Here is a 22,213-nt window from a genome sequence, read left to right as displayed (position 1 = left end):
CGGTCAGCGGCTGCGGCGGGCCTCGAGGTAGGCGGTGAACGCGTCGGCCGGCACCGGCCGGGAGTACAGGTAGCCCTGGCCGTGGGTGCAGCCGAGGTCGCGCACCGCCTCGAGCTCCGCGGGCTCCTCGATGCCCTCGGCGACGATGTCCAGGTTCAGGTTGCGGCCCATCGTGACGATCGTCCGGACCAGTTCCTTGCTGCGCGGGCTGGTGGTCAGCTGGGAGATGAAGGAACGGTCGATCTTCAGCGCGTCGAAGGACAGGTCCTGGAGGGCCTGCAGTGACGAGTACCCGGTGCCGAAGTCGTCGATGTGGATCTGGATGCCCATGCCGCTCAGCGTGGTCAGCATCTCCGCGGCCAGCTTCACGTCGTACATGATGACGCCCTCGGTGATCTCCAGCACCAGGCCGCCGGGGTCGACGGCGCCGGCGTCGAGGCAGCGACGGACGTCGTCGATCAGCCGGCTGTGCCAGAACTGCCGGTTCGACACGTTGACGCTCATCCGGAACGACCGGCCGCCCACCTCGCCGCGCCACTCCCGCGCCTGCCGGCAGGCCTCCTGCATCACCCAGTTGCCCAGTCGCAGGCTCAGGTGGCTCTCCTCGGCCACGGACAGGAACTCGCCCGGTGCCAGCAGCCCCCGGGTCGGGTGCTGCCAGCGGATCAGCGCCTCGGCGCCGCTCACCCGGCCGGTGCTCAATTCGACGATCGGCTGGTAGTAGAGCCGTAGTTCGTCGTTGTCGAGCGCGTGCCGCAGGTCGCCCTGGATCTGCAGCCGGTTGACGGCCGACTCGTGCATGGACGGCGCGAACACGGCGTGCGCCCGCTTGCCCCGGGACTTGGCGTAGTACATCGCCGCGTCGGCGTCGCGCATCACCGCCTGGGTGTCGGCGTAGCCGTCCGCGCCGGGAGCGATGCCGATGCTCGCCGAGACCATGACGTCCGTGCCGGCCAGGTGGTACGGCGCGGACAACATCTCCTGCAGCCGTTCCGCCAGGGCCGGCGGCGCTTGCGGGTTCTCGAAGTCCTCGATCAGGACGGCGAACTCGTCGCCGCCGAGGCGCGCCGCGGTGTCGGTGGGCCGCAGGTTCACCACCAGGCGCCGGGCCACCTCCTGCAGCAACAGATCGCCCGCCTCGTGCCCGAGGCTGTCGTTGACCAGCTTGAAGCCGTCCAGGTCCAGCAGCAGCACGGCGTAGCAGTTGGCCGGGCGCCGGGCCGCCCGGGCCATCGCGACGGTCAGCCGGTCCCGGAAGTGCGCCCGGTTCGGCAGGCCGGTCAGCTCGTCGTACAGGGCCGCGCGGCGCAGGTACTCCTCCTGCTCGCGCATGGTGTTGAGGACGGCGTCGTGCTCCAGGGCGACGCTGAGCAACGCCGCCCACTGGTTCATCGTCTCCCGGCCCTCGGCGAGGGTGGCCTCGATGGGGCCGACCAGCGCCAGCATGCCCCAGTCGGCGCTGCCCACCTTCAGGTGCGCGATGTAGAGCATGTCGCCGGCCGCGATGTCCGCCATGGCGGTCACGTCGGCCGGGGGGAAGAGCTCGACGGCGGTGCTGCCGCCGGTGACGTGGCCGTCGGCGGCGCGGTCGAAGGTGGTGATGACGTCCAGGCAGGACTGGTCGGCCCGGCCGGAACGGACCGGCCAGAGCCCCAGGCAGCCGCCCCTGATGTCGGTGGTGCGCAGCCAGTCCAGCGACCGCGGGTCCCGCTCCTGGCTGCGCAGCAGTTGCATGCTCACCAGGTACTGGGTGCCGAGCGCGGACATCGTCGACTTGGCGTACGCGGCCTGCAGCGAGGACTGCGCCTGGGCCAGCTGCACGAAGATCTGGTAGATCGCGTCCTCTACCCGCCGGGTCACCACGGTGTCCTCGGTCGTGCCGGTGGCGACCTGCAGGGACCGGCCGTGGTCGCGGATCAGCCGCATCACGGTGACCACGCTCTCGTAGCTGTCCACCCGATCCGAGATCGGCAACAGCGCACGCCGCAACTCGAGGCCGGACATGGTCCGGCTGCCGGCCACCGCGTCGCGGAGCGCGACGGTGATGCTCTTGGCCGAGAAGGCGAGTTCCGCGGAGCGTACGCCCTGGTGTACCTCCGGCGCGGCGAGCTCCAGCTCGGCGCAGATGGTGGCGAGCAGTTCCTCGGTGTCCCGGACGGTGCGGGGCGCGTCGGAGTTGATGGTGGTGAGCGACAGCGGCCCGGGGCAGCCACAGGACTCGCGGACCACCAGGGTGGTCGGGACCCGGTGCCGCTCGGCCGGCACCGCCTCGCCGTCCAGCAGCCGGCTGAGCAGGTCGACGGCGAGCGCGCCGACCTCGCCGAGCGGCTGCCGGACCGTGGTGAGGCTGGGCGTCAGGTACGCGGTGCCGGGCAGGTCGTCGAAGCCGATCACCGCCTGGTCGGTGGGCAGGTCGCAGCCGGCCTCGGTCAACGTCCGCATCAGTCCGATCGCGTTCGGGTCGTTGCCGACGACGACCGCGGTCGACGGCAGCCCGGCCGCCAGCATGGCGCGGGCCGCCAGCTCGCCGCCGGACTCCTGCATGTCACCGGTGTCGAAGAGCAGGCTGGGGTCGGGGGTGATGCCGTACGCGAGCAACGTCTCCGCGTACGCCTCGTGCCGCTCCCGGATGTCCTGTTGAATGACGTGGCCGGCGAAGGCGATCCGGCGGTGCCCGTGTTCCAGCAGGTGTGCGGTGGCCGCGCGGACACCGGAATGGTTGTCCGGGAAGACCGTCGGGCAGCGCAGGTCGGCCGGATCGTCGCTGATGATCACGACCGGGCGGCCCTGGTCCTTGGCGGCCTGCAGATAGCGGGTGTTCGCCGCATTCAGAAAGACGATGAATCCGTGTACGTGTTCCCAAGCCACCCGGTGATGGAATGGTGGTGGTTCCGCGTAGTCGGTGGAATAGGTGCCGGCGTCGAGCGTCTGGATCGCCACGAGCCGGCCGTTCACCGCCGCGACCCTCGGCATGATTCCGCCCAGGAGCCCGCCGAAATACGTGCCGCCGAACCATGGCGAGAGGACGCCGATGGCCGGTCCCTGCGTCATGGTCGAGTCCCCTCCGGCGCCGCGCTGAACGGCAGCGCGGCCCGCCCGTCCGGAACCGCCGTGCCGTAACAGATCGTAATGGTGGAAAAGCCGTCCGCGCTTGGGCTTGGGCGCACCGGCAGATCTGTCTTTTCCGCGCGGGCGATGGTAGCGGACCACCTCCGCCGAATGGCGAGTTCCCGGAAACCGCACCGGATTACCTGGGGTCGGCATAACATCGCGGGGGAGTCTGCCGGACATGCTCCCGGAAATCTCAGGCCTATGCCAAATCGTGACGTGACGGATCCGCAGTGGACGGTCGGGCCGGCGCCGCCGAGATGAATGTTGATCGCCGCCGTCGTAGCGTGGCCGGATGATCGACGCCAGGCGACGGACCCGCGGGAGCACGGGCGGGGGACCGGTGCTGGCCGCGCTCTCCCTGTCGACGTTCCTCTACGTGACCACCGAGACGCTGCCGATCGGACTGCTGCCGCAGATGGCCCAGGGCGTCGGCGTCCCGGTCTCCGCCGTCGGCCTGCTGGTCACCGCGTACGCCCTGGTCGTGGTGGTCGCGACCATCCCGCTGACCCGCCTCACCCGGCGGGTCGCCCGGCGCCGGTTGCTGATCGCCCTGCTCGGGCTGTACGCCCTGGCCACGGCGGCGTCCGCGCTGGCCTCCAACTATCCGGCGCTGCTCGGCGCCCGGGTCGGGGTCGCGCTGACCCAGGCGGTCTTCTGGGCGGTGGTCACCCCGGCCGCGGCGGCCCTGTTCCCGGCCGACCGGCGCGGCCGGGTGGTCTCGGTCCTGTTCGCGGGCAGTTCCCTGGCGCCGCTGGTCGGTGTGCCGGCCGGTACCTGGCTCGGGCAGCAGACCGGATGGCGGGTGTCGTTCCTCGTGCTCAGCGGCCTCGGGCTGGTCATCCTGGCGGTCGTCGCCCGGCTCATGCCGGACGTCCCGGCCGGCCAGAACGGCGCCGACCACGGCACCGCGCCGGACCGCGGCCGGTACCGGGTGCTGGTGGTGACCACGACGCTCGCGGTGACCGGGGCGTTCGCCTCGTTCACGTACATCACCCCGTTCCTGACCGAGGTGACCGGCTTCGCCGAGTCGTCGGTCGGGCCGGTGCTGCTGGCGCGCGGCGTCGCCGGACTGGCCGGGGTCGTCCTCGCCGGCCTGCTGGTCGACCGGCACGGCTGGTCCACCATGACCGTGCTGATCGGCGTCCAGGCCGGCGCGCTGGCGGGCCAGTTCGTGTTCGCGACGTCGACGTGGGCGACGGTCGTCGCCACCTCGGTGTCCAGCCTCGCCCTGGCCGGGATGGCCGCCGCGCTCGGCGGCCGGGTTCTGCAGGTGGCGCCGCGCAGCACCGACATGGCCGCGGCCGGCACCTCGACGGCGTTCAACGTCGGCATCATGGCCGGCGCCCTGGTGGGCAGCGTGCTGCTGAGCGGCGGCGTCCGCACCACCGCGCTGGCCGGCGCGGTGCTCAGCCTGGTCGCCTTCGGCGTCGCCTTGACCGAACCCACGATGGGCCGGCGCGCCGGCCGGCTGACGCGACGCTCCGGGTAAGCGACGGTTAAGTGGCGCTCGACTGAATACCTGGTGAGCGGGCCGCACCCGGCTCGCCGGCCCCGGCCGGCGGCCGGACGATGGGGGTGTGACCGTCGGCTGCCGGCCGGCGGCTCATCGCCCGGCCGGTGCTCGCCGCCGGCCGGGACACCGCCGACTGAGGGAGCCGCCGTGCTGCTCGCCGAGATCGCCGTCCTGCTCTCCTTCGGCGCCGCCACCTGGCTGGCCCAGGACCGGATGCTGACCGCCCACCCCGCCCGCAACCGCCGGGTGACCGCCGTGGCGTTGACGGTCAGCGTCGCCGCCGCCGTCGCCGTGCTCGTGGCCGCCGTCGTGACCCGCCCGTGACCAGGTGAACTCTCCGGCCGGGTGGTCGACGGGGCATCGGCACCGCCCTATTCTGACGGTCCGGATAACGGCGGGTTGCCGAAGGAGGTGCGATGTCTGTCGAACCGGTCACCGTGACCACCGGCCCGGATGACACCGTGACCATCCGGCCCCTCGGGGACCTGAGTGCCGAGCATGCCGTCGGGCTCCGCGGCACGCTGGTGCACGCGGTCCGGCGCCTCCGCCCGTCCCGGCTGGTCGTCGATCTGCGTGCGGTGTCCCACCTCGACTCGATCAGCCTCGGCACGGTCGCCGCCGCCTGCCATCTCGGCGACGACCACCACGTCGCGGTGTTCATCGAGAACCCCTCGGCCACCATCGCGAGCCAGCTCACCGCCGCGGGGGTCGCGGCGCACCGGCTCCGGAACGCGGCGGCCGGCGCGGTCCCTCCCGGCTGACCACGGTCCGGCTCCGGCGGTCCGGGCCGAGCGTGGCCCGTACGCGGACGGCGGGTGGACACCCGGCTGCCCGGTCACGGCCGGTTCACGCGGCCGCGGGACCCTACCGGCGCAGGTCCTCGATCGCGTGCTCGTACGCGGTGGGCGTGACCGCGAACGAGCCGTAGTACGGGTAGTTCATCTGGATGACGAGGAACAGGTTCGTCGCGATCACCGCGCTGGACAGGGCGAGCAGGATGCGCCGCAGGACGCCGTCGTCGAGGCCGAACAGCAGGCACATGCCAAGGATCGCGGCCGTGGAGATCAGCACTCCGAGCCACATCACCTGCGACATGCGCTGGTCGTCCGCCAGGGCGTCGGAGTCGAGGTGGTACTCCTCGGCCTGGCCGATCCGCTCGATCGCCTCCAGCACGAACGACCGCTGGGCCTCCGTGGTGGGCCGCAGGGCGCCGACGGTGGTGGCGAGGCGGTCGAGGTCGGCGGTGCGCTGCCGCTCGGTGCCCTGCGCGTGCCGGCTGTGCCAGTCGGCGACCAGGTCCGTCTCGTACCGGATGATCTCGTCGGTGATGGTCTGCTGGGTCTCGGGGCCGAAGACGGCGCTGGTCGGCACCAGGGCGGTCAGCGTCACCGCCTCGTCCCGGACGGTCTTCTCCGCGGCGGTGTAGGCCTCCCAGAGGGAGACCACGCACAGGCCGATGATGATCGCGTACGCCACCCCGACGATCGAGACGATGACGCCGGTGACCTCGTTGTGCGGGCCCAGCCGGCGGTGCGGCATGGTCCGGTGGATCAGGACGTCCAGGGCCAGCGTGAGCGCCGGCAGGCCGACGATCAGCACGGTGGCGACCAGCCACGCGGGCACGTCCCGCACGAGCCACAGTTCCACAGGTGCTCCGATTCCCCGACGGTCACCTCACGGTAGGGGGCGGGTGGGGCGTTCTCCGGCCGAATGCGGCAATCCGCGTCCGGAACGTGAACGCGTTGCTACGTTCGCCATTGGCCACCGAGGAGGTCACGATGAGCCTGCAGGCAGCGGAACCGGTGCTGGCACCCGCCGACGCCGGCCCTCCACCGCACCACACCGAGCGGGGCGCGTCGCATCCCCTCGGCGCGCATCCGAACGCCGACGGCGTCAACTTCGCCGTCTTCTCCGAACACGCCGGCGGGATGCAGCTGCTGCTCTTCGAGCGCCACGACTCCCCGGTGCCGTACCAGATCATCACGCTCGACCCGGAGCGGAACCGCACGTTCGCGATCTGGCACGTGCAGGTCCAGGGCCTGCGCGCGCCCGCGTTCTACGGGCTGCGGGTGTTCGGGCCGCAGGACGGTCCGGGACTGCGGTTCGACCCGGACAAGGTGCTGATCGACCCGTACGCGCGGGGGATCGACCGGACGCTGTGGAACCGCGGCGCCGCGTGCCGGCCCGGCGACAACGCCGCGACGTCGCTGCGCTCGGTGGTGGTGTCCACCGGCGACTACGACTGGGCCGGTGACGAGCCGTTGCGCCGCCCGATGGAGGACCTCGTCATCTACGAGACCCACGTGGGCGGGTTCACCCGCTCGCCGTCCGCCGGGGTGGCGCGGCCGGGCACGTTCGCCGGCCTGGTGGAGAAGATCCCGTACCTGCGGGAGCTCGGGGTCACCGCGGTGGAACTGCTGCCGGTCTTCGACTTCGACGACAGCGAGGCGCGCACGGTCGACGGTCACCGCCTCACCAACTACTGGGGCTACAGCACGGCGGCCTTCTTCGCGCCGCACGCCGGGTACTGCGTCGGCCCGGAGGCCGGCGGGCACCTGCGGGAGTTCCGCGACATGGTGAAGGCGCTGCACGCGGCCGGCATCGAGGTGCTCCTGGACGTGGTCTTCAACCACACCGACGAAGGCAACCACCTCGGGCCGCTGTTCTCGTTCGCCGGGCTGGACAACCCCAACTACTACTACCTCGACCCGGCCGACCCGCGGTACTACTACGACTACTCGGGCTGCGGCAACACGCTGATGGCGAATCACCCGATCGTCACCAAGATGATCGTGGAGTGCCTGGAGTTCTGGGTCCGGGAGATGCACGTCGACGGCTTCCGGTTCGACGAGGCCGCGGTACTCACCCGCGGGATACACGGCGAGGTGCTGGACGAGCCGCCGGTGGTGTGGCAGATCGAACTGTCCGACACGCTGGCCGACACGAAGATCATCGCTGAGGCGTGGGACGCGGCCGGCGCGTACGAGGTGGGCCGGTATCCCGGGTACCGCTGGGCCGAGTGGAACGGCCGGTACCGCGACACCATGCGCCGGTTCGTCCGCGGCGAGCCGGGCCTCACCGGTGACGTGGCGGACCGGTTCACCGGCAGCGCCGACCTGTACCAGAGTCGCGGGCACCGGCCGACCAACAGCATCAACTTCATCACCTGCCACGACGGCTTCACGCTGGCCGACCTGGTGTCCTACGACCAGAAACACAACGAGGCCAACGGCGAGGGGAACCGGGACGGCAACGACGACAACCTGAGCTGGAACTGCGGCGTCGAGGGCGACACCGACGATCCGGCCGTCCGGGCGCTGCGGGACCGGCAGATGAAGAACTTCGCCTGCCTGCTGCTGCTCTCCCGGGGCGTGCCCATGCTGGTCGCCGGCGACGAGATCGGCCGCACCCAGCACGGCAACAACAACGCCTACTGCCAGGACAACGAGATCGGCTGGCTGGACTGGTCGCTGACCGGCACGAACGCGGACCTGCTGGCGTTCTGGCAGCGGCTGATCGCGTTCCGGCGTACCCATCGCACGCTGCGGCAGCCGACGTTCTACACCGGGCTGGCGGTCGACGGCGGCACGCCGGACCTCACCTGGCACGGCACCCGGCTGTCCACACCGGACTGGACCGACCCGGACGCCCGGACCCTGGCGTGCACGCTCGGCGGTCTCGACGGCGATCCCGACCTGCACGTCATCGCGAACATGTACTGGGACCCGCTGGACTTCGAGCTGCCGGCCCTGCCCGGCCGCCGGTGGACGCGGGCGATCGACACGTCGCTGCCCGCGGGCGCCGACCTCACCGCGCCCGGCACCGAGCCGGACGTGGACACCGCGACCTATCCCGCATCGGGGCGCAGCGTCGTCGTCCTGGTGTCCCGCCCCAGCCGCTGAGCGCGCTGAGCGGCCTGACGGAAGAAGGCTCTGTGCCCAACACACTGGATTTCACGTTCTCCGACCTCATCGCCGGCTACGTGATCGGCTCGGACCCGGAGCACGGGCGGTTCGAGATGAACACCTCCGACGGGCGCCCGTTCGTCGTGCAGCTCACCCCGACCACCACCGCGGAGATGCTGCGCAACCTCGGTGACGCGTACCTGGACGCCACCGGCCAGCTGCCGGCGATGCTGGAGCACGGCCGGCTGCTGCACGTCTACGGCGTGTTCTACCCGGCCGACTCGGAAGCGGGCACCGCGTTCGAGGCCAAGCACGTGCTGTTGTTCGGCAAGGCGGCCGACGAGTTCAAGTTCGAGTCGCCGAGCTGGTGGGGCCAGCAGGTCCGCAAGCTCGCCGACTTCTATCTGGACAGCGAGTTCGGCCCCGGTTCGACCACGTTCGACTATCGCGGCTACCGCACCGACCTGAGCATGGAGGGCACCAAGACCGCCGCGGCGCGGCAGGAGACCGACACCATCTCCCGTCTGGTGTACGGCCTGGCGACCGCGTACCTGATGTCCGGCAACCGGCGGTACCGGGACGCGGCCGTGGCCGGTGCCGACTATCTCGTCGAGAACCTGTGCTTCGTGGACCGCACCGAGCAGATCGCGTACTGGTACCACGCGCTGGTGCTCGCGCCGGACGGCACCCAGCGCAAGGTCTTCGCCTCCGAGTTCGGCGACGACTTCGACGCCATCCCGTGCTACGAACAGGTCTACGCGCTGGCGGGGCTCACCCAGGTCTTCCGGATCACCGGCGATCCGAAGCTGCGCGAGATCATCGACCTGACCATCAACCTGTTCCACCGGCACTTCGAGGACAAGACCTCCTATCCCGACGGTACGCCGAGGCGCGGCTACTACTCGCACATCGACCCGGTGACGCTCGACCCGCTGAGCCCCGCGCTGGACGACGGGATCCGGACCAACTCCGACCGCAAGAACTGGAACTCGGTCGGCGACCACATCCCCGCGTACCTCATCAATCTGTTCCTGGCCACCGGCGAGACGAGGTACGCCGACGAGCTGGAGTCGCTCTGCGACCAGATCACCGAGCACTTCCCGGACTACGACAGCAGCCCGTTCGTGCAGGAGAAGTTCTTCGGCGACTGGAGCCCGGACCGGCACTACGGCCAGCAGCAGGACCGCGCCATCGTCGGCCACAACCTGAAGATCGCCTGGAACCTGACCCGGGTGAACAGCCTGCGGCCGAAGGCGGAGTACGTGGCGTTCGCCCGGAAGATCGCCGAGCTGATGCCGGCCGTCGGCATGGACGCCCAGCGCGGCGGCTGGTACGACATGATGGAACGGCACACCGGGCCGGGCGAGCGTTTCCACCGGGTGGTGTGGCACGACCGTAAGGCGTGGTGGCAGCAGGAGCAGGGCATCCTGGCCTACCAGATCCTCAACGCGGTGTTCGACGAACCGCTCTACGCCAAGTACGCCCGGGAGAGTTCCGCCTTCTACAACGCGTGGATGCTCGACACCGCGGCCGGCGGCGTCTTCTTCAACGTGCTGGCCAACGGCAACCCGTTCATCCTGGGTGGCGAGCGCAGCAAGGGTTCCCACTCGATGGCCATGTACCACAGCGCCGAGCTGGGCTACCTCGCCGCGGTCTACGCCAACCTGGAGACCCGCCGGCAGCCGATGGACCTGTTCTTCACGCCGGAACCGGGTGCGTTCGGCGGGGTGCTGCGGGTCGCTCCGGACCTGCTGCCGCCGAAGGCCGTCAAGATCATGCAGGTCTGGGTGAACGGCCACGAGCACGCCGACTTCGACGCCGACGCGCTGACCGTCACGCTGCCGCACAGCACCGAGGCCCCGGAGGTACGGGTCCGCCTGGTCGCCGCCGACTGCACGTTCAGCGCGGACACGCTCGAGGTGTCGGGCGGGGTGGCCCGGATCGCGCTGGCCGGCTCGCTCAGCGCCCAGCGCCTGAACGTGCTGCGCGAGCAGATCGAGAGCACGCTGGACGGTGGCGCCCGGACCGTCGTCCTGGAGGCGGACGGACTCGTCTACCTGGACCCGGAGGCGGTCCGCTACCTCGCGATGGCCAAGCAGCACCGCGACTTCCGGCTGGCGGTCACCGGGGCGCGCGGGCAGGTCGCCGAGGAACTGGCCGCCAGCGAACTGGACCAGGAACTCGTGGCGGTGGGCCCCCCCCGCCACCGGGCCCCCCCGCCCGCCCCCGCGCCGGCCCCCCCGCGGGGGGGGGCCGCCCCGCGGCCGTCCGGGCTATTTCGCGCCCAGCAGCGAGCGCATCTGGGTGATCTCCGCGGCCTGTTCCCGTTCGACCGCCTCGGCGAGCGCCTTCGCGGAGGGGTTGAGGCCCTGCTGCCGCTGGGCCGCCGCCATGGTGATCGCGCCCTGGTGATGGCGGATCATCATCTCCAGGAACATCCGGTCGAAGTCGGCGCCGGTGGCGGCGGTGAACGCCGCCATCTCGTCGGCGGTCATCATGCCGGGCATCGGCCCGGTGCCGCCCATGTCGCCGTGCGACTCTCCGGCCGGCATGGACGCGCCGGGGGCGGCCCAGTCGGACAGCCAGCTGGTCATCTCGTCGATCTCCGGCTCCTGCGCGCCCTTGATCCGGGTGGCGAGCGCCTTGACCTTCGGGTCGGTCGCCTTCGTCTCGGCGGCCGCGGCCATCTCCAGCGCCTGCTGGTGGTGCGGGATCATCGCCTGGGCGAACGTGATGTCGGCCTGGTTGTGCTGGGAACCGGGCGGAGTCGACGCGGCCGCGGCCGGCGCGGCCGCGGCGCCGTGGTCGCCGTCCGCACCACCGTGGCCGGTGCCGCCGCAGGCCCCGACGAGGGCCAGGGCGACGGCGGTGGTGGTGAGCCGTGCGATGCGCGACAGGAACGGGCTGTGGTGGACCTCGGCGTGACTCATCGCGGTCATCGTAGCGAGCCGTCCGCGGCCCGGCGGCGCGGTCGTCTCGTATGCTGTCGGCGTGGCCAAGCTGTCGCCGCGGCGGGCAGCCTGCCCTCGGCGGCCACCGCCGGCCGGCCCGGTGCGCCGGGGACCCGGTCCGGCCCGCCCGGCGGCGACTTGCGGTGACTTCGCATCATCGGACCTGAGGCGGCGCACCTCGTCCATTGCGTAGGCTTCGGGCCGCACGCCGCAGTCGCACAGAGTTTCCAGGGAGCATGATGCCGTTAACCCCAGCTGACATCCACAACATGGCCTTCAAGAAGCCGCCGCTCGGCAAGCGCGGCTACGACGAGGAGGAGGTCGACGCGTTCCTCGACGAGGTCGAGAACCAGCTGATCCGGCTGCTCGAGGAGAACGAGGTGCTCCGCGGCCAGATGCAGCACGGCGGCGGTGGCGGCGCCGGCGGCGCCGGCGCGTCCTCGGCCATGGCGATGAACGCCGAGTTCGCCGCGGTCAGCGCCCAGTTGGAGCGCGTGCAGCAGGCCCGCGCGCAGGCCGAACAGAACGCCCGCAGCCTACAGGCCCAGCTCGGACAGGCGCGCAACGCCGCCGCCTCGGGCCCGGCCCTCTCCGGTGACGACGACGGTGGCGCGGGCGTGCTGATGATGGCGCAGCGGACCGCGGACGACCACATGCACGACGCCCGCCAGGAGTCCGAGGCGCTGCTGTCGGCCGCCCGCGAGAAGTCGGCGCAGATCACCCGCGAGGCGCAGCAGAAGGCCGGCGCGATGGAGGGTGACGCACGTCGCAACCACACCGAGTCGATGACCGGCCTGGCCGCCAAGCGGGCCGCGCTGGTGGACGAACTCGACCGGCTGGGCCAGCTCGCGGAGAGCTACCGGGCCGCGCTGGGCGGGCACCTGACCCAGCAGCTGCAGGAGCTGGACGGCACCACCCAGGCACCGGCGGGCCGCCAGCTCGGCTGAGCCGCCGCGGTGGCCGGCGTGGCCGTCCCGATCGGACCGGCACTCCCGGGCGGGTCGCGGCACGGCCGGTCCGGTGGGGCATATCGGGTCGCGGTCTGGGCACTCTTGCCGGGGACGGCAACGACCCACGACCTTCTGGAGGGACCGTGACGGAGCACCCCGAACTCGGCCGGATCGGCGTCTGGACCGCCGGGACGCCCGGTGTGGACCTGGCCCGCGGCCTGGACGACCTGGGCTACGGCACGATCTGGATCGGCGCCTCGCCGGGCGGTGCGCTGGACGGGGTCGAACGCACCCTGGCCGCGACGGAACGGCTGACCGTGGCGACCGGGATCGTGAACATCTGGCAGGACGACCCGGCGACCGTCGCGGCGTCCTACCACCGGCTGGCCGAGGCGTACCCGGGGCGGTTCCTGCTCGGGGTCGGCGCCGGGCACCCCGAGGCGATCAGCCGGTACACCAAGCCCTACGAGGCGCTGGTGGGTTACCTGGACGGGCTGGACACCGGCGGCGTGCCGCCGCGTCACCGGGTACTGGCCGCGCTCGGGCCCAGGGTGCTGCGGCTCGCCGCCGACCGGACCGCCGGCGCACATCCGTACCTGGTGCCGCCGGAGCACACCCGGTTCGCCCGTGACCTGCTCGGCCCGGACGTGCTGCTGGCGCCCGAGCAGCACGTCGTCCTGGAGACCGACCCGGACCGGGCCCGCGCGCTCGCCCGGCAGGCGCTGTCGATGTACCTGAAGCTCAGCAACTACACCAGCAACTGGCGCCGCTTCGGCTTCACCGACGAGGACATCGCGGGCGGCGGGAGCGACCGGCTGGTCGAGGCGCTGGTCGCCATGGGCGACGCCGGGACGGTGGCGTCCCGGGTCACCGCGCAGCTGGAGGCCGGCGCGGACCACGTCTGCATCCAGTACATCGCGCCGGACGGTACCGACCTGCTGCCCGGCTTCGCCGACCTGGCCGGCCACCTGATCGGCTGACCCGGACCGGCCCGGTCCGCGGCGGCCCGGTCCGCGGCGGCTTGGTCCGCGGCGGCTTGGTCCGCGGCGGCTTGGTCCGCGGCGGCTTGGTCCGCGGCGGCTCAGTCCGCGGCGGGCGGGCTCAGCCGGTGCAGCAGGTCCTCGATGAACGGTGCCTTGCCCGCCCGGTAACGCGGCCGGTCGTGCGGGTCGGCCGCGGCCAGGGCGGCCTTCACCCGGGCGTACGCGGCGGCGTCGGCGGGGTGGGAGCGCAGGTGGTCCCGGAAGGCCAGCAACGGCGGCCACCGGGACGAACGCGCCTCGAAGACGTGCAGATGATGGGTACGCCAGGCGACGTCGGGAAAGCAGAACGACCACTTGCGAGCCGCGGCGTCGCCCGGCTCGGGAGCGTGCGCCCACCCGACCGCCGCCATGGCGGGGACCACATCGGCGCCGTGGTCCCGCACTCGGGCGAGCATGTCGATGATCGGTTTGGCGGGCAGGCCCGGTACCGCCGTGCTTCCCACGTGCTCGACCGGGCCGACCAGCCACTGCCGCAACGCCGCTTCCAGCCGGAGCCGTTCCCGCTCGAAGGCGGCGGGCCAGTCCTCCCGGTACGGCACTATCGCGATGGGGTCCCGGCGCGGCGCCGGGTGCGCATGGTGCTCCGCCATGCGCCCATCCTAGGGAGGCGGCTGGTCCGTCCGGGTCAGCGCAACCAGGGGACGGAACGGTCGAGCAGGCCGCGCTCCCGCAACTCGCGGCGCAGCGGGATCTCCTCGTCGACGTACCCGTCGGCCTTGACACCCCAGTAGTTGAAAGCGTCCGGCGAGTCGCCGAGCAGTTGCTTCTGCACCGGGGTGCGGTTGTTCCACCAGTCGCTGGTCCGGTCGATCGGCATGTGGTCCAGGGGACGGATCCACCGGTACGTGTAGCCGACGAACAGGATCTTGCGGGTCACCACGCTGGTGTTGACGGACCGGGAGTGCCACAGGCGACGGTCGAAGATGAAGGCGTCGCCGGGGTTGGCGGTGACCTCCATCGCGCCGCGCGGGGGCGGCTGCGGCTTCGACGTGTCCGCGGGGCGTTCCAGCGTGTTGTTCAGGTGGCTGCCCGGGATCACCATGGTGGCACCGCGGCCGGTCCGCGACAGGTCGGACAGCACGTAGCCGACCTTGAGCGAGAACATCGGGCGCGGCTGCGTCGGGTCCATCGTCTCCGGGTCGGAGTTCTGCCGGTAGCCGTCCTGGTGCCAGCCCCAGTTCGGCGGCTCCTCGTCCGGCACCGGCGGCGTGACGTCCAGGTGGTTGTGGTGGGTGTGGATGTTCCAGCCGGCCATGCCCCACACGTGCGGGAAGACGGTGGGCACGGTGAGCAGGTCGGCGAACTCCTCGTCGCGGGTCAGGAAGCCGAGCAGGTGCAGGGCGCCGTTGTCCTTCACCCGGCCGGCGGCACGCTCCTCGGCGTACACCCGGTCGACGGCCGCTTCGAGGCGCTCCCGATGGGATTCGCTCAACGCATTCCGGACCATGACGAAACCGTGCTCGAGGAACTCGGTGCGTTGCTCGGCGGTGAGGGGTTCGTACCCATTCAGTGTGGCGAGATTACCGTTCGATTGCACAGCTGGGCTCGATTCACATTAGGCGCTCGTCAAGGGCTCTACACGGTAGACGTAGCGCGCGACCTCGGCGTTGCATGCAAAACGAAAACATCCGGCATTCGCCCGGAATAATTCGTGGAGCGATCCGGCGGGCACGGAATGTACTTATCCGAGTCGGCGTTCTTGACAAAGTCAGATAAGGTGTCGGCCCGCCATTGTTTTCACATCGGCCTTAATAGCGTGGTGCGGCAATTGGGATATGGCCGGCTATCGATCCCGGCTCGCCCGGTCACCGGCCATCCGGCGGGGGTGGCCGTCCCGCCGGTCTGTCCCGCCGGGCGCCGGGCGGTCGTGGTCGGGGACGGGCCCGGCCGCACCGGTCCGGGCCGTGCCCTTGGCCATGATCACGGTGGCCTCGCCGATGCCCGGCCCGATGACCCGCCATCCCTCCGAGGCGTAGAGCCGCCGGGCCGGATCGGCGGCGTCCGACGTGGTCATGAGGAGCAGCCGCTCGTGGTCCCGCCCGTCGACGACCGCCCGCATCAGGCGCCGGCCGATGCCCGCGCCCCGCGCGCCGGCGAGCACGCCGAGGCTGACCAGCTCGAAGTGCCCGCCCAGCCAGGCGTCGGCGACGTCGGGCGCCAGCACGGCGCGGGCGTTGTCGGTCCACCACTGGCCGTCCGCGCCGACGTAGCCGTAGGCGAAGCCGACCAGGACGTCGCCGTCGTAGGCGCGCGCCAGCCGGAAGCCGGCCCGGACGCGGTGCTTCTCCCACACCGCCGCGCACCAGGTGTCGAACGTGGCGTAGTCGCCGAAGACCGGCTGGTACACGTCCCAGATCGAGGCGCCGTCCTCGGCCGTGGCCGAGTCGTCAATGCGGAAGCGCGGTGCAGCCATGGCTGTGTTCTAGCGCACGTCCGGAGGTCGTGTCGAGCGGCCCCGCCGGGCCCGGTGGCGCCGGGCGGCCAGGGCGGCGCCGCCACCCAGCGCGAGCAGCGCCAGGCCGCCGAGCACGGTGGACCCCCGCGGCGGCGGCCGGACCGTCGACTCCGGAGTGTCCGGCGGTGCGGGCGCGGCGTCCGGCGGTGCGGGCGGGGCGTCCGGCGGTGCGGGCAGGGCGTCCGGCGGTGCGGGCAGGGCGTCCGGCGGGACGGGCGGGGCCTCCGCGTCCGGTTCGTGGCGCTCCCGTTCGGGCCAGGGCAGCGCGAGCAGGTGGATGATCACCACGAACGTCGGCAGCATCACCGAGACCAGCGTCGCGGTGAGATAGACCACCGGCCTGGCGCCGGCGCTCCAGTAACTGGTCTCCAGCACGGTCAACAGCCCGAACGACAGCGCACACACCAGGACGTACGCGATGGCGACGTACGCGGCCAGCCCGGCACTGCGCCGGCTCCAGTGGCGCAGCCGGCGGGCCAGGAAGACGTGCGCCACGATCACGCCCACGATGACGACCAGGCCGGTGGTCAGCAGGGTGTCGATCCACCGGAACTGCCCGGCCGGCCGGACGTCCCGCAGGTAGTCCCGGGCCGTCGCGTTGAGCTGCGCCACCACGATGAACGCGAGCACGTACACGATGACCCGGGTGACCCGGAACGGCGTCGAACTGGTCCGGTCGAGCGAGTACAGGAGCCAGGAGACGCCCACGAACAGGCTCAGTGCGCCGTACCCCAGCAGACCGGCGGCCACCATGGTCTCGGTCCACGCCCGGACGCAGGTCCGCTCGCCGGCGACCACGCTGAAGAAGAAGCCGTCCAGCGCGAACGTGAAGAAGCCGGCCAGGAACATGGTCAGCGCCTCCGCCGGCCGCCGGACCGGTGCCGCCTGACGCTCCAGCATCACCACGATCCCGGCGAAGACCAGACCGGCGACCACCCCGGCCAGCTGGGAGTGCGAGGCGGCCGAGCCGATCGGACTCCAGTCCACCGAGTCACACGCTGCCGGCGCCACCGCCAACTCCCCCTGGTCCCGTGCCGCCGCGGGCGACGGCAGCCGTGTCAGGAACTATGCACCAGGGAGAGTGGACGGTGGGGGCCGGCCCGGCACCCACCGTCCAGTGTCACCTCAGCTTCCGGTCTTCCACTCGCCGTTCCAGCTGGCGCCGGACCAGGCCCGCCCGGACCACGCGCGTCCCGACCAGGCCCGGCCGGACCAGGCCCGGCCGGCCCAGGAGGCGGTTCCGTGGGTGAGGCTCCAGCCGTCACCGGTCCAGGCCACGCCCATCCACCTGCCGCCGGACCAGGCGGTCCGGTTGGCGCTCGCCCGGGACCACAGCGCGGTGCTGAACGGGTTGCCGAAGATGTCCTTCTCGCCGGCCAGCACGACGCCGTCCAGCGTGACGTGGCTGTCGCCGCGGGCCGACTCCAGCGTGCCGAGGCCGGTGGACGCCGGGAAGGCCTGGGTGGCGGTGAGCGGGGCCGGCCAGGCCAGCGCCTGGGAGAGCATCAGGCGTCCGGCGCCGGCACCGGCGTCGGCGTCGTTCAGCCGCCAGGCCGAGGCCCGGCTGACCGCCTTGACCTGGTCCGGCCGCAGCAACGGCCGGGCCTGCAGCAGCCGGGCGACGGCCGCCGAGGTGATGGCCGCGGCCTGGGACGTACCGCTGCCCTTGAACTGGCTCGTGCCGACCCGGGCGGACGGGTAGCGCTCGTCGACGAACGACCCGGGCACCCGCAGCGAGACCACGGAACGGCCCGGTGCGACGACGTCGACGCGCCGGCCCGGGTTGCCCCGGCTGGAGTAGTCGCTGACCGTGTCGTCGTAGGTCGCCGTGGTGCCCTTGTCGTCCACCGCGCCGACCGCCACCACGTACGGGTCGAACGCGGGGTTCACCAGGTTCGGCGCCCCGGTGCCGTTGTTGCCGGCGGCCACCACGACCACGATCCCGGCCTTCCACGCCTGTTCCACCGCGAACGCCAGCGGGTTGGTGCGGTAGTTCTGCGTGCCGGACGTGCCGTACGCCAGGTTGAGCACCCGGATCGGGTTGGCCGGGTCGTCGTTGCGGTGCTCGACCACCCAGTCGATCGCGGCCAGGACCTGGACCACGTCGACGGCGCCGTCGCGGGCGGCCACCTTGATCGAGGTCAGCTTCGCGTCCGGGGCGATGCCGCGGAAGCCGGTCAGCGGGTCCCTGCCGACCATGATCCCGGCCAGGTGCGTGCCGTGGCCGAACCGGTCCACGTACCGGGTGGCCGGGTCCTGGCTCTCGAAGGACAGGTCGGGGCCGTTGACCACGTTGCCGGACGTCAGCCCGGGCACCCGGGCCACCCCGGTGTCGATCATGGCGATGCCGACGCCCTTGCCGGTGTACTGCCGGCTCCAGCTCCCGTCGGCGCCGATCATCTGACCGGCCTGGGTCAGCGTCGTGCCCTGGCTGACCCGGTTGTCCCATCCCCACATCGAGCCGGCGGACTGCCACACCCCCGGCGCGCCGGCGTCCGGCCCGGCGGCAACCGGTACGCCGCCGGCGGCGGTGCCCACGGAGGCGGCGATGGCCAGCCCGGTGAACGCGGACAGGCCGACGGCCGCCCGGCGGAACCGTACTCCTAGCCGTCCCGATGCAGGTCGTTTCACAACCCTCACTCCTCGCCTATGCTCGCCACCGGGCCGCAACTCCTCAGGACCCAGTTGGGAACGACCATCGGCCCGGGCCCCGGTCGGATGAGCGTCGGGCGGTTCAAGGTCGGCTCAAGGCAGTCTCAGGAGTCGGACGAGTGCTGCACTCCCGCCGGGGAGCTGCCGATCTGAACGACGTGCACCCGTCGACCGACACCGTCGCCGCCGTGACCGGTTCGCCGGGCGGCCCGTTCTTCGGTGCGCCCACCTCCGCCGAGCTGGACGAGCTGGAGAACCACCAGGGACACGACATCGACGTCATCCTGGCCCGCGCCACCCGGGCGGCCGAGGCGGCCGAGCGGATCGGCGACACCGTGCTCGGTCACCGGGCGCGGCTGGTGCAGGCCGACATGCTGCAGCGCGAGGGCGACGCCGGGCAGGCGGCGCGTACCTTCCTGGCGATCCACCGCTGGGCCAAGGAGCACGACGTGCGGCCACTGCTGGCCCGCAGTCACTTCCACCTCGCGCTGACCTACCACTACCTCGGTGACCACTCGGCCAGCCTGGAACACGCGCTGTCCTCGGTCGAAATGCTCGAGGACGCGGCGCCCGCCGGGCTGCGCATCATCTACCTGGTCCGCCTCGCCAACTCGCTGGCCGAGAGCGGGTCGGTGGAGGCGGCGCGGGAACGGTACCGGCAGGCGGAACGGCTGGCCGTGGACATCGGCGACCCCACCCGGCAGCTGATGATCCTGAACAACCTGGCCTACACCGAACTGGAGGCCGGCGAGGCGGACGAGGCGGCCGCCATCATGCACCGGATGTACGCGGTGGCCCGGGTGCTCGGCCGCCCGTTCCTGGTGGTGGAGCGGGACACCATCGCCAACATCCAGATCAGCCTGGGCCGGTTCGCCGAGGCGGAGGAGACCCTGCAGGCGGTGTACGACGCGCCGCGCTGGTTCGAGGTGCACGACTTCGCGGACGCCGCGCTGACCCTGGCCCTGGCGCAGCGGCGGCTCGGCGCGCTCGACCGGGCACAGGCCAGCCTGGACAAGTGCCGCGCGCTCTGCGACGACCAGGCGCTGGCCGGGGTGCGGGTGCGGGCGATGGCCGAGCAGGCGGAGCTGTACGCCGCCCGGGACGACCACCGCGAGGCGTTCGAGGAGTACAAGCGGTTCCACGCCGCCAGCGAGGAGCTGCGGTCGATGCAGCAGGAGGCGCGGGCGCGTACCCGGCAGGCGATGTTCGAGACCGCCGAGGCGCGCCGGGACGCCGAGCGGTACCGCGAACAGGCCCGCCGCGACCCGCTCACCGGGCTGTACAACCGCCGCCACGTGGACGAACGGCTGCCGCAGGCGATCGCGCACGCGCTGCAGAGCGGCGAGCCGCTCACCGTCGCCCTGGTCGACCTGGACCACTTCAAGAACATCAACGACACGCTGTCGCACGACGTCGGGGACCGGGTGCTCGTGGCGGTGGCCGACCTGCTCGCCTCGCACCTCGACCAGACGCTCGGCGACGGCCTGGCCGCCCGCCTGGGCGGCGAGGAGTTCCTGGTGGTCCTCCCGGGCGTCGGCGCGGACGCGGCGTCCCGGCTGGACGCGCTGCGCCGCGCGGTGGCGGCGTACCCCTGGGCGGACGTGACCGGCGCCCTGCCGGTGACGGTCAGCATCGGGGCCGCGACGACCGGGGCGGCGGACGGCGACACGCAGGGAGCGCTGCTCGCCGAGGCGGACCGCCGGATGTACGTGGCGAAGCGCGCCGGCCGCAACCGGGTCGTGGTGGCCTGAGCCCGCGGGAGCGGTTCCGCTCCCGTCCCGGCTGGTGCCAATTTCGCCCGGCCGCTTCCATCGAGCCCTCTCGTTACCGCATGCTGATCGAGGGGCCACGATGAGTGAACTGCCACGGCATCTGCTGACCGCGATCGGAAGCCCGGATCGCGACGCTCGCCTCATCGGCGTGGGCGAGCTGGCTCAGCTCGCGACCAGCGCCGATCTCGCCGTGGCGGCCGCCGCCCGGTACGCACTCACCCGGCTCGCGGAGGACGACAGCCGTAGCGTCGCCGCCGCGGCGACCGCGGCGCTCGGGCGCACCACGATCCGGCTGAACCCGGACCACCTGGACTTCGGCCAGGTGCCGCCGGACACCCCGGCCCTGGCCGCGGACGTGCTGGTGGTCGGCCCGCCGCTGGCCGTCGCGGACGCCACGGTCTCGGTGTCCGGGCCGGGCCTGCGCGCCCAGCTGGACGGCGACCGGCTGCACGTCTGGTGGCAACCGCGTTCGGACTGGCTGGACGGGGCGGTCGCGGTGCGCGGCCCGGCCGGCTGGGCCGAGGTGCGGGTGACCGGCCAGGTGGCGGCGGCCGAACCGGCGTCGCGGGCGGCCCTCGAGGCGCAGCTCCGGGCCGAGGGCGAGATCGGCAGCCCGCACGCGGCGCGCGTCACCGTGCTGTCCGTGCCGCCTCCGCGGCGGCGGGCCGGCCGGGCCTCGGTGCTGGTCGCCGGCCTGGCGGTGCTCGCGGTGCTGGGCGGCGCGGGCGTCGCCGTGGCGGTGACCGGCGGCCTGGACCGGGACCGCGCGCCGACCGCCGCGCCCGCGCCGCCGGCGCCCGTGCCGGCGACCGGCGCGCCGTCCGCGCCGGTGACCGCGGCGCCCGCGCCGAGCACCGTCGCCCGCGTTCCGCTCACGCTCCGGGTGGCCAGTACCGCCCGGCCGGCCGTGGTCGGCACGGTGCGGGTGGGCAACGAACCGGAGGGCGTCGCCGTGTCGCCGGACGGCCGGACCGTGTACGTGGCCAACCAGGGTTCCCGCATCCTGTCCGTGGTCGACGCGGCCAGCCGGCGGGTCACCCCGGTACGGCTGCGCAACACGCCCCGGTTCGTCGCCACGTCCCGGGACGGCCGGCTGGTCTTCGCGTCGATGTACGAGGACGACAAGTCGGGCAGCGGCGTCGCCGTGGTGGACGCGGCCTCCCGCCGGGTGCTGCGCTACCTGGCCACCGGCGTGCAGCCGTACACCCTGGCGGTGGGTCCGGACAACCGGCTCTGGGTGCCCATCCACAGCCGGCGGCGGGTCGAGATCTACACCGCCGGCGACCAGCGCGCGGACGGCCGGGTCGAGGTGCCGCCCAACCCGCACGCGGTCGCGTTCTCGGCGCGGCACCAGCGCGCGTTCACCGCCAACCACGAGTCGAACGCGGTCTCGGTGATCGACATGCGCACCGACCGGCTGCTGAAATCCATCCCGGTGAGCCGGTCCCCGCACAGCGTCGCGGTCTCGCCGGACGGCCGCACCGTGCTGGTGGCGGGGTACCAGGCGAACACCGCGGACCTGATCGACGCGGCCACGCTGCGGCGCACCGGGCCGTTCCGGATCGGCGACCAGCCGCAGAGCGTGGCGTTCGCCGGGGACAGCAGGCACGCGTACGTGGTGAACGAGGGCGGCGACTCGGTGTCCGTGCTGAACGGGCGGACCGGGGCGGTGACCGCGACGGTCCGGGTGGGCCGCAGTCCGCGTACCCTCGCGGTCTCGCCGGACGGGCGCCTGGCCTACGTGTCCAACGGCGGCGACGACACGGTCTCGGTCCTGCGGATCGCCGGGTGAGCGCGGTTCCGCGCGACGGTTCCCTCACCTATCATCAGATTGTGATTGGCCGATACACGAAGCGTCACG

16 protein-coding genes and 1 pseudogene are annotated in these 22,213 nt (G+C 72.4%); 9 read left to right on the top strand and 8 right to left on the bottom strand.

Going from position 1 to position 22,213, the window contains the following annotated elements; all coding sequences use genetic code 11:
* Window positions 1-3: 3 nt before the first annotated feature.
* A complete protein-coding gene (locus tag LDL48_RS27725; protein ID WP_225258164.1) occupies window positions 4-3,051 on the bottom strand; it encodes an EAL domain-containing protein in 3,048 nt (1,015 codons plus the stop codon).
* A gap of 352 nt (window positions 3,052-3,403) precedes the next feature.
* Here LDL48_RS27725 and LDL48_RS27720 point away from each other — a divergent pair, with 352 nt between their 5' ends.
* The 3 genes from LDL48_RS27720 to LDL48_RS27710 all read left to right on the top strand — a co-directional run bounded on the left by LDL48_RS27720 (window position 3,404) and on the right by LDL48_RS27710 (window position 5,385).
* On the top strand, window positions 3,404-4,600 hold the full coding sequence (locus LDL48_RS27720; RefSeq protein ID WP_225258163.1) for an MFS transporter: 1,197 nt from the start codon (window positions 3,404-3,406) through the stop codon (window positions 4,598-4,600).
* A gap of 171 nt (window positions 4,601-4,771) precedes the next feature.
* A complete protein-coding gene (locus LDL48_RS27715; protein WP_225258162.1) occupies window positions 4,772-4,948 on the top strand; it encodes a hypothetical protein in 177 nt (58 codons plus the stop codon).
* A 92-nt stretch (window positions 4,949-5,040) separates the two neighbouring features.
* Window positions 5,041-5,385 carry an STAS domain-containing protein gene (locus LDL48_RS27710; protein WP_225258161.1) on the top strand — a complete coding sequence of 115 codons (345 nt, stop codon included), beginning with the start codon at window positions 5,041-5,043 and terminating at the stop codon, window positions 5,383-5,385.
* Window positions 5,386-5,488: 103 nt separating this feature from the next.
* On the opposite strand, the gene LDL48_RS27705 is transcribed toward LDL48_RS27710, so the two are convergent.
* On the bottom strand, window positions 5,489-6,271 hold the full coding sequence (locus LDL48_RS27705) for a bestrophin-like domain (RefSeq protein WP_225258160.1): 783 nt from the start codon (window positions 6,269-6,271) through the stop codon (window positions 5,489-5,491).
* Between the two features lie 131 nt (window positions 6,272-6,402).
* Between LDL48_RS27705 and glgX the strand changes: the two genes are divergently transcribed.
* Together glgX and LDL48_RS27695 are read left to right on the top strand one after the other, a co-directional pair.
* Complete coding sequence (gene glgX, locus LDL48_RS27700; RefSeq protein ID WP_225258159.1) at window positions 6,403-8,526, top strand: glycogen debranching protein GlgX; 2,124 nt, start codon at window positions 6,403-6,405, stop codon at window positions 8,524-8,526.
* A 116-nt stretch (window positions 8,527-8,642) separates the two neighbouring features.
* Window positions 8,643-10,703: pseudogene (locus tag LDL48_RS27695) on the top strand (AGE family epimerase/isomerase); the annotation flags it as partial.
* A 99-nt stretch (window positions 10,704-10,802) separates the two neighbouring features.
* Here LDL48_RS27695 and LDL48_RS43750 read toward each other — a convergent pair.
* Window positions 10,803-11,246: a DUF305 domain-containing protein gene (locus LDL48_RS43750; RefSeq protein WP_504786079.1), complete on the bottom strand. Its 444-nt coding sequence runs from the start codon at window positions 11,244-11,246 to the stop codon at window positions 10,803-10,805.
* 470 nt (window positions 11,247-11,716) lie between these two features.
* On the opposite strand from LDL48_RS43750, the gene LDL48_RS43745 reads away from it, so the two are divergent.
* Together LDL48_RS43745 and LDL48_RS27680 are read left to right on the top strand one after the other, a co-directional pair.
* Window positions 11,717-12,427 (top strand): DivIVA domain-containing protein, encoded by a 711-nt coding sequence (locus LDL48_RS43745; protein ID WP_308016504.1) that lies wholly within the window; start codon window positions 11,717-11,719, stop codon window positions 12,425-12,427.
* Window positions 12,428-12,573: 146 nt separating this feature from the next.
* On the top strand, window positions 12,574-13,410 hold the full coding sequence (locus LDL48_RS27680; RefSeq protein ID WP_225258158.1) for an LLM class F420-dependent oxidoreductase: 837 nt from the start codon (window positions 12,574-12,576) through the stop codon (window positions 13,408-13,410).
* Window positions 13,411-13,511: 101 nt separating this feature from the next.
* Here LDL48_RS27680 and LDL48_RS27675 read toward each other — a convergent pair whose 3' ends face one another.
* The 5 genes from LDL48_RS27675 to LDL48_RS27655 form a co-directional block, all read right to left on the bottom strand.
* Window positions 13,512-14,063: a GrpB family protein gene (locus LDL48_RS27675; RefSeq protein WP_225258157.1), complete on the bottom strand. Its 552-nt coding sequence runs from the start codon at window positions 14,061-14,063 to the stop codon at window positions 13,512-13,514.
* Window positions 14,064-14,098: 35 nt separating this feature from the next.
* Window positions 14,099-15,010, bottom strand: a complete 912-nt coding sequence (locus LDL48_RS27670) for a phytanoyl-CoA dioxygenase family protein (RefSeq protein WP_225258156.1) — start codon at window positions 15,008-15,010, stop codon at window positions 14,099-14,101.
* 246 nt (window positions 15,011-15,256) lie between these two features.
* Window positions 15,257-15,886, bottom strand: coding sequence for a GNAT family N-acetyltransferase (locus LDL48_RS27665; protein WP_225258155.1), 630 nt, complete (start codon window positions 15,884-15,886; stop codon window positions 15,257-15,259).
* Window positions 15,887-15,895: 9 nt separating this feature from the next.
* Window positions 15,896-16,915 carry a hypothetical protein gene (locus tag LDL48_RS27660; RefSeq protein ID WP_225258154.1) on the bottom strand — a complete coding sequence of 340 codons (1,020 nt, stop codon included), beginning with the start codon at window positions 16,913-16,915 and terminating at the stop codon, window positions 15,896-15,898.
* 138 nt (window positions 16,916-17,053) lie between these two features.
* Complete coding sequence (locus LDL48_RS27655; protein WP_308016503.1) at window positions 17,054-18,559, bottom strand: S8 family serine peptidase; 1,506 nt, start codon at window positions 18,557-18,559, stop codon at window positions 17,054-17,056.
* Window positions 18,560-18,699: 140 nt separating this feature from the next.
* Here LDL48_RS27655 and LDL48_RS27650 point away from each other — a divergent pair, with 140 nt between their 5' ends.
* Window positions 18,700-20,331 (top strand): tetratricopeptide repeat-containing diguanylate cyclase, encoded by a 1,632-nt coding sequence (locus LDL48_RS27650; RefSeq protein ID WP_225258153.1) that lies wholly within the window; start codon window positions 18,700-18,702, stop codon window positions 20,329-20,331.
* Window positions 20,332-20,431: 100 nt separating this feature from the next.
* Complete coding sequence (locus LDL48_RS27645) at window positions 20,432-22,144, top strand: YncE family protein (RefSeq protein WP_225258152.1); 1,713 nt, start codon at window positions 20,432-20,434, stop codon at window positions 22,142-22,144.
* Window positions 22,145-22,213: the final 69 nt, after the last annotated feature.

Origin of the sequence: Jidongwangia harbinensis, assembly GCF_020216025.1 — a bacterium.
Classification (GTDB): Bacteria; Actinomycetota; Actinomycetes; order Mycobacteriales; family Micromonosporaceae; genus Actinoplanes; species Actinoplanes harbinensis.
This window is presented reverse-complemented; position numbering and strand designations above follow the sequence as displayed.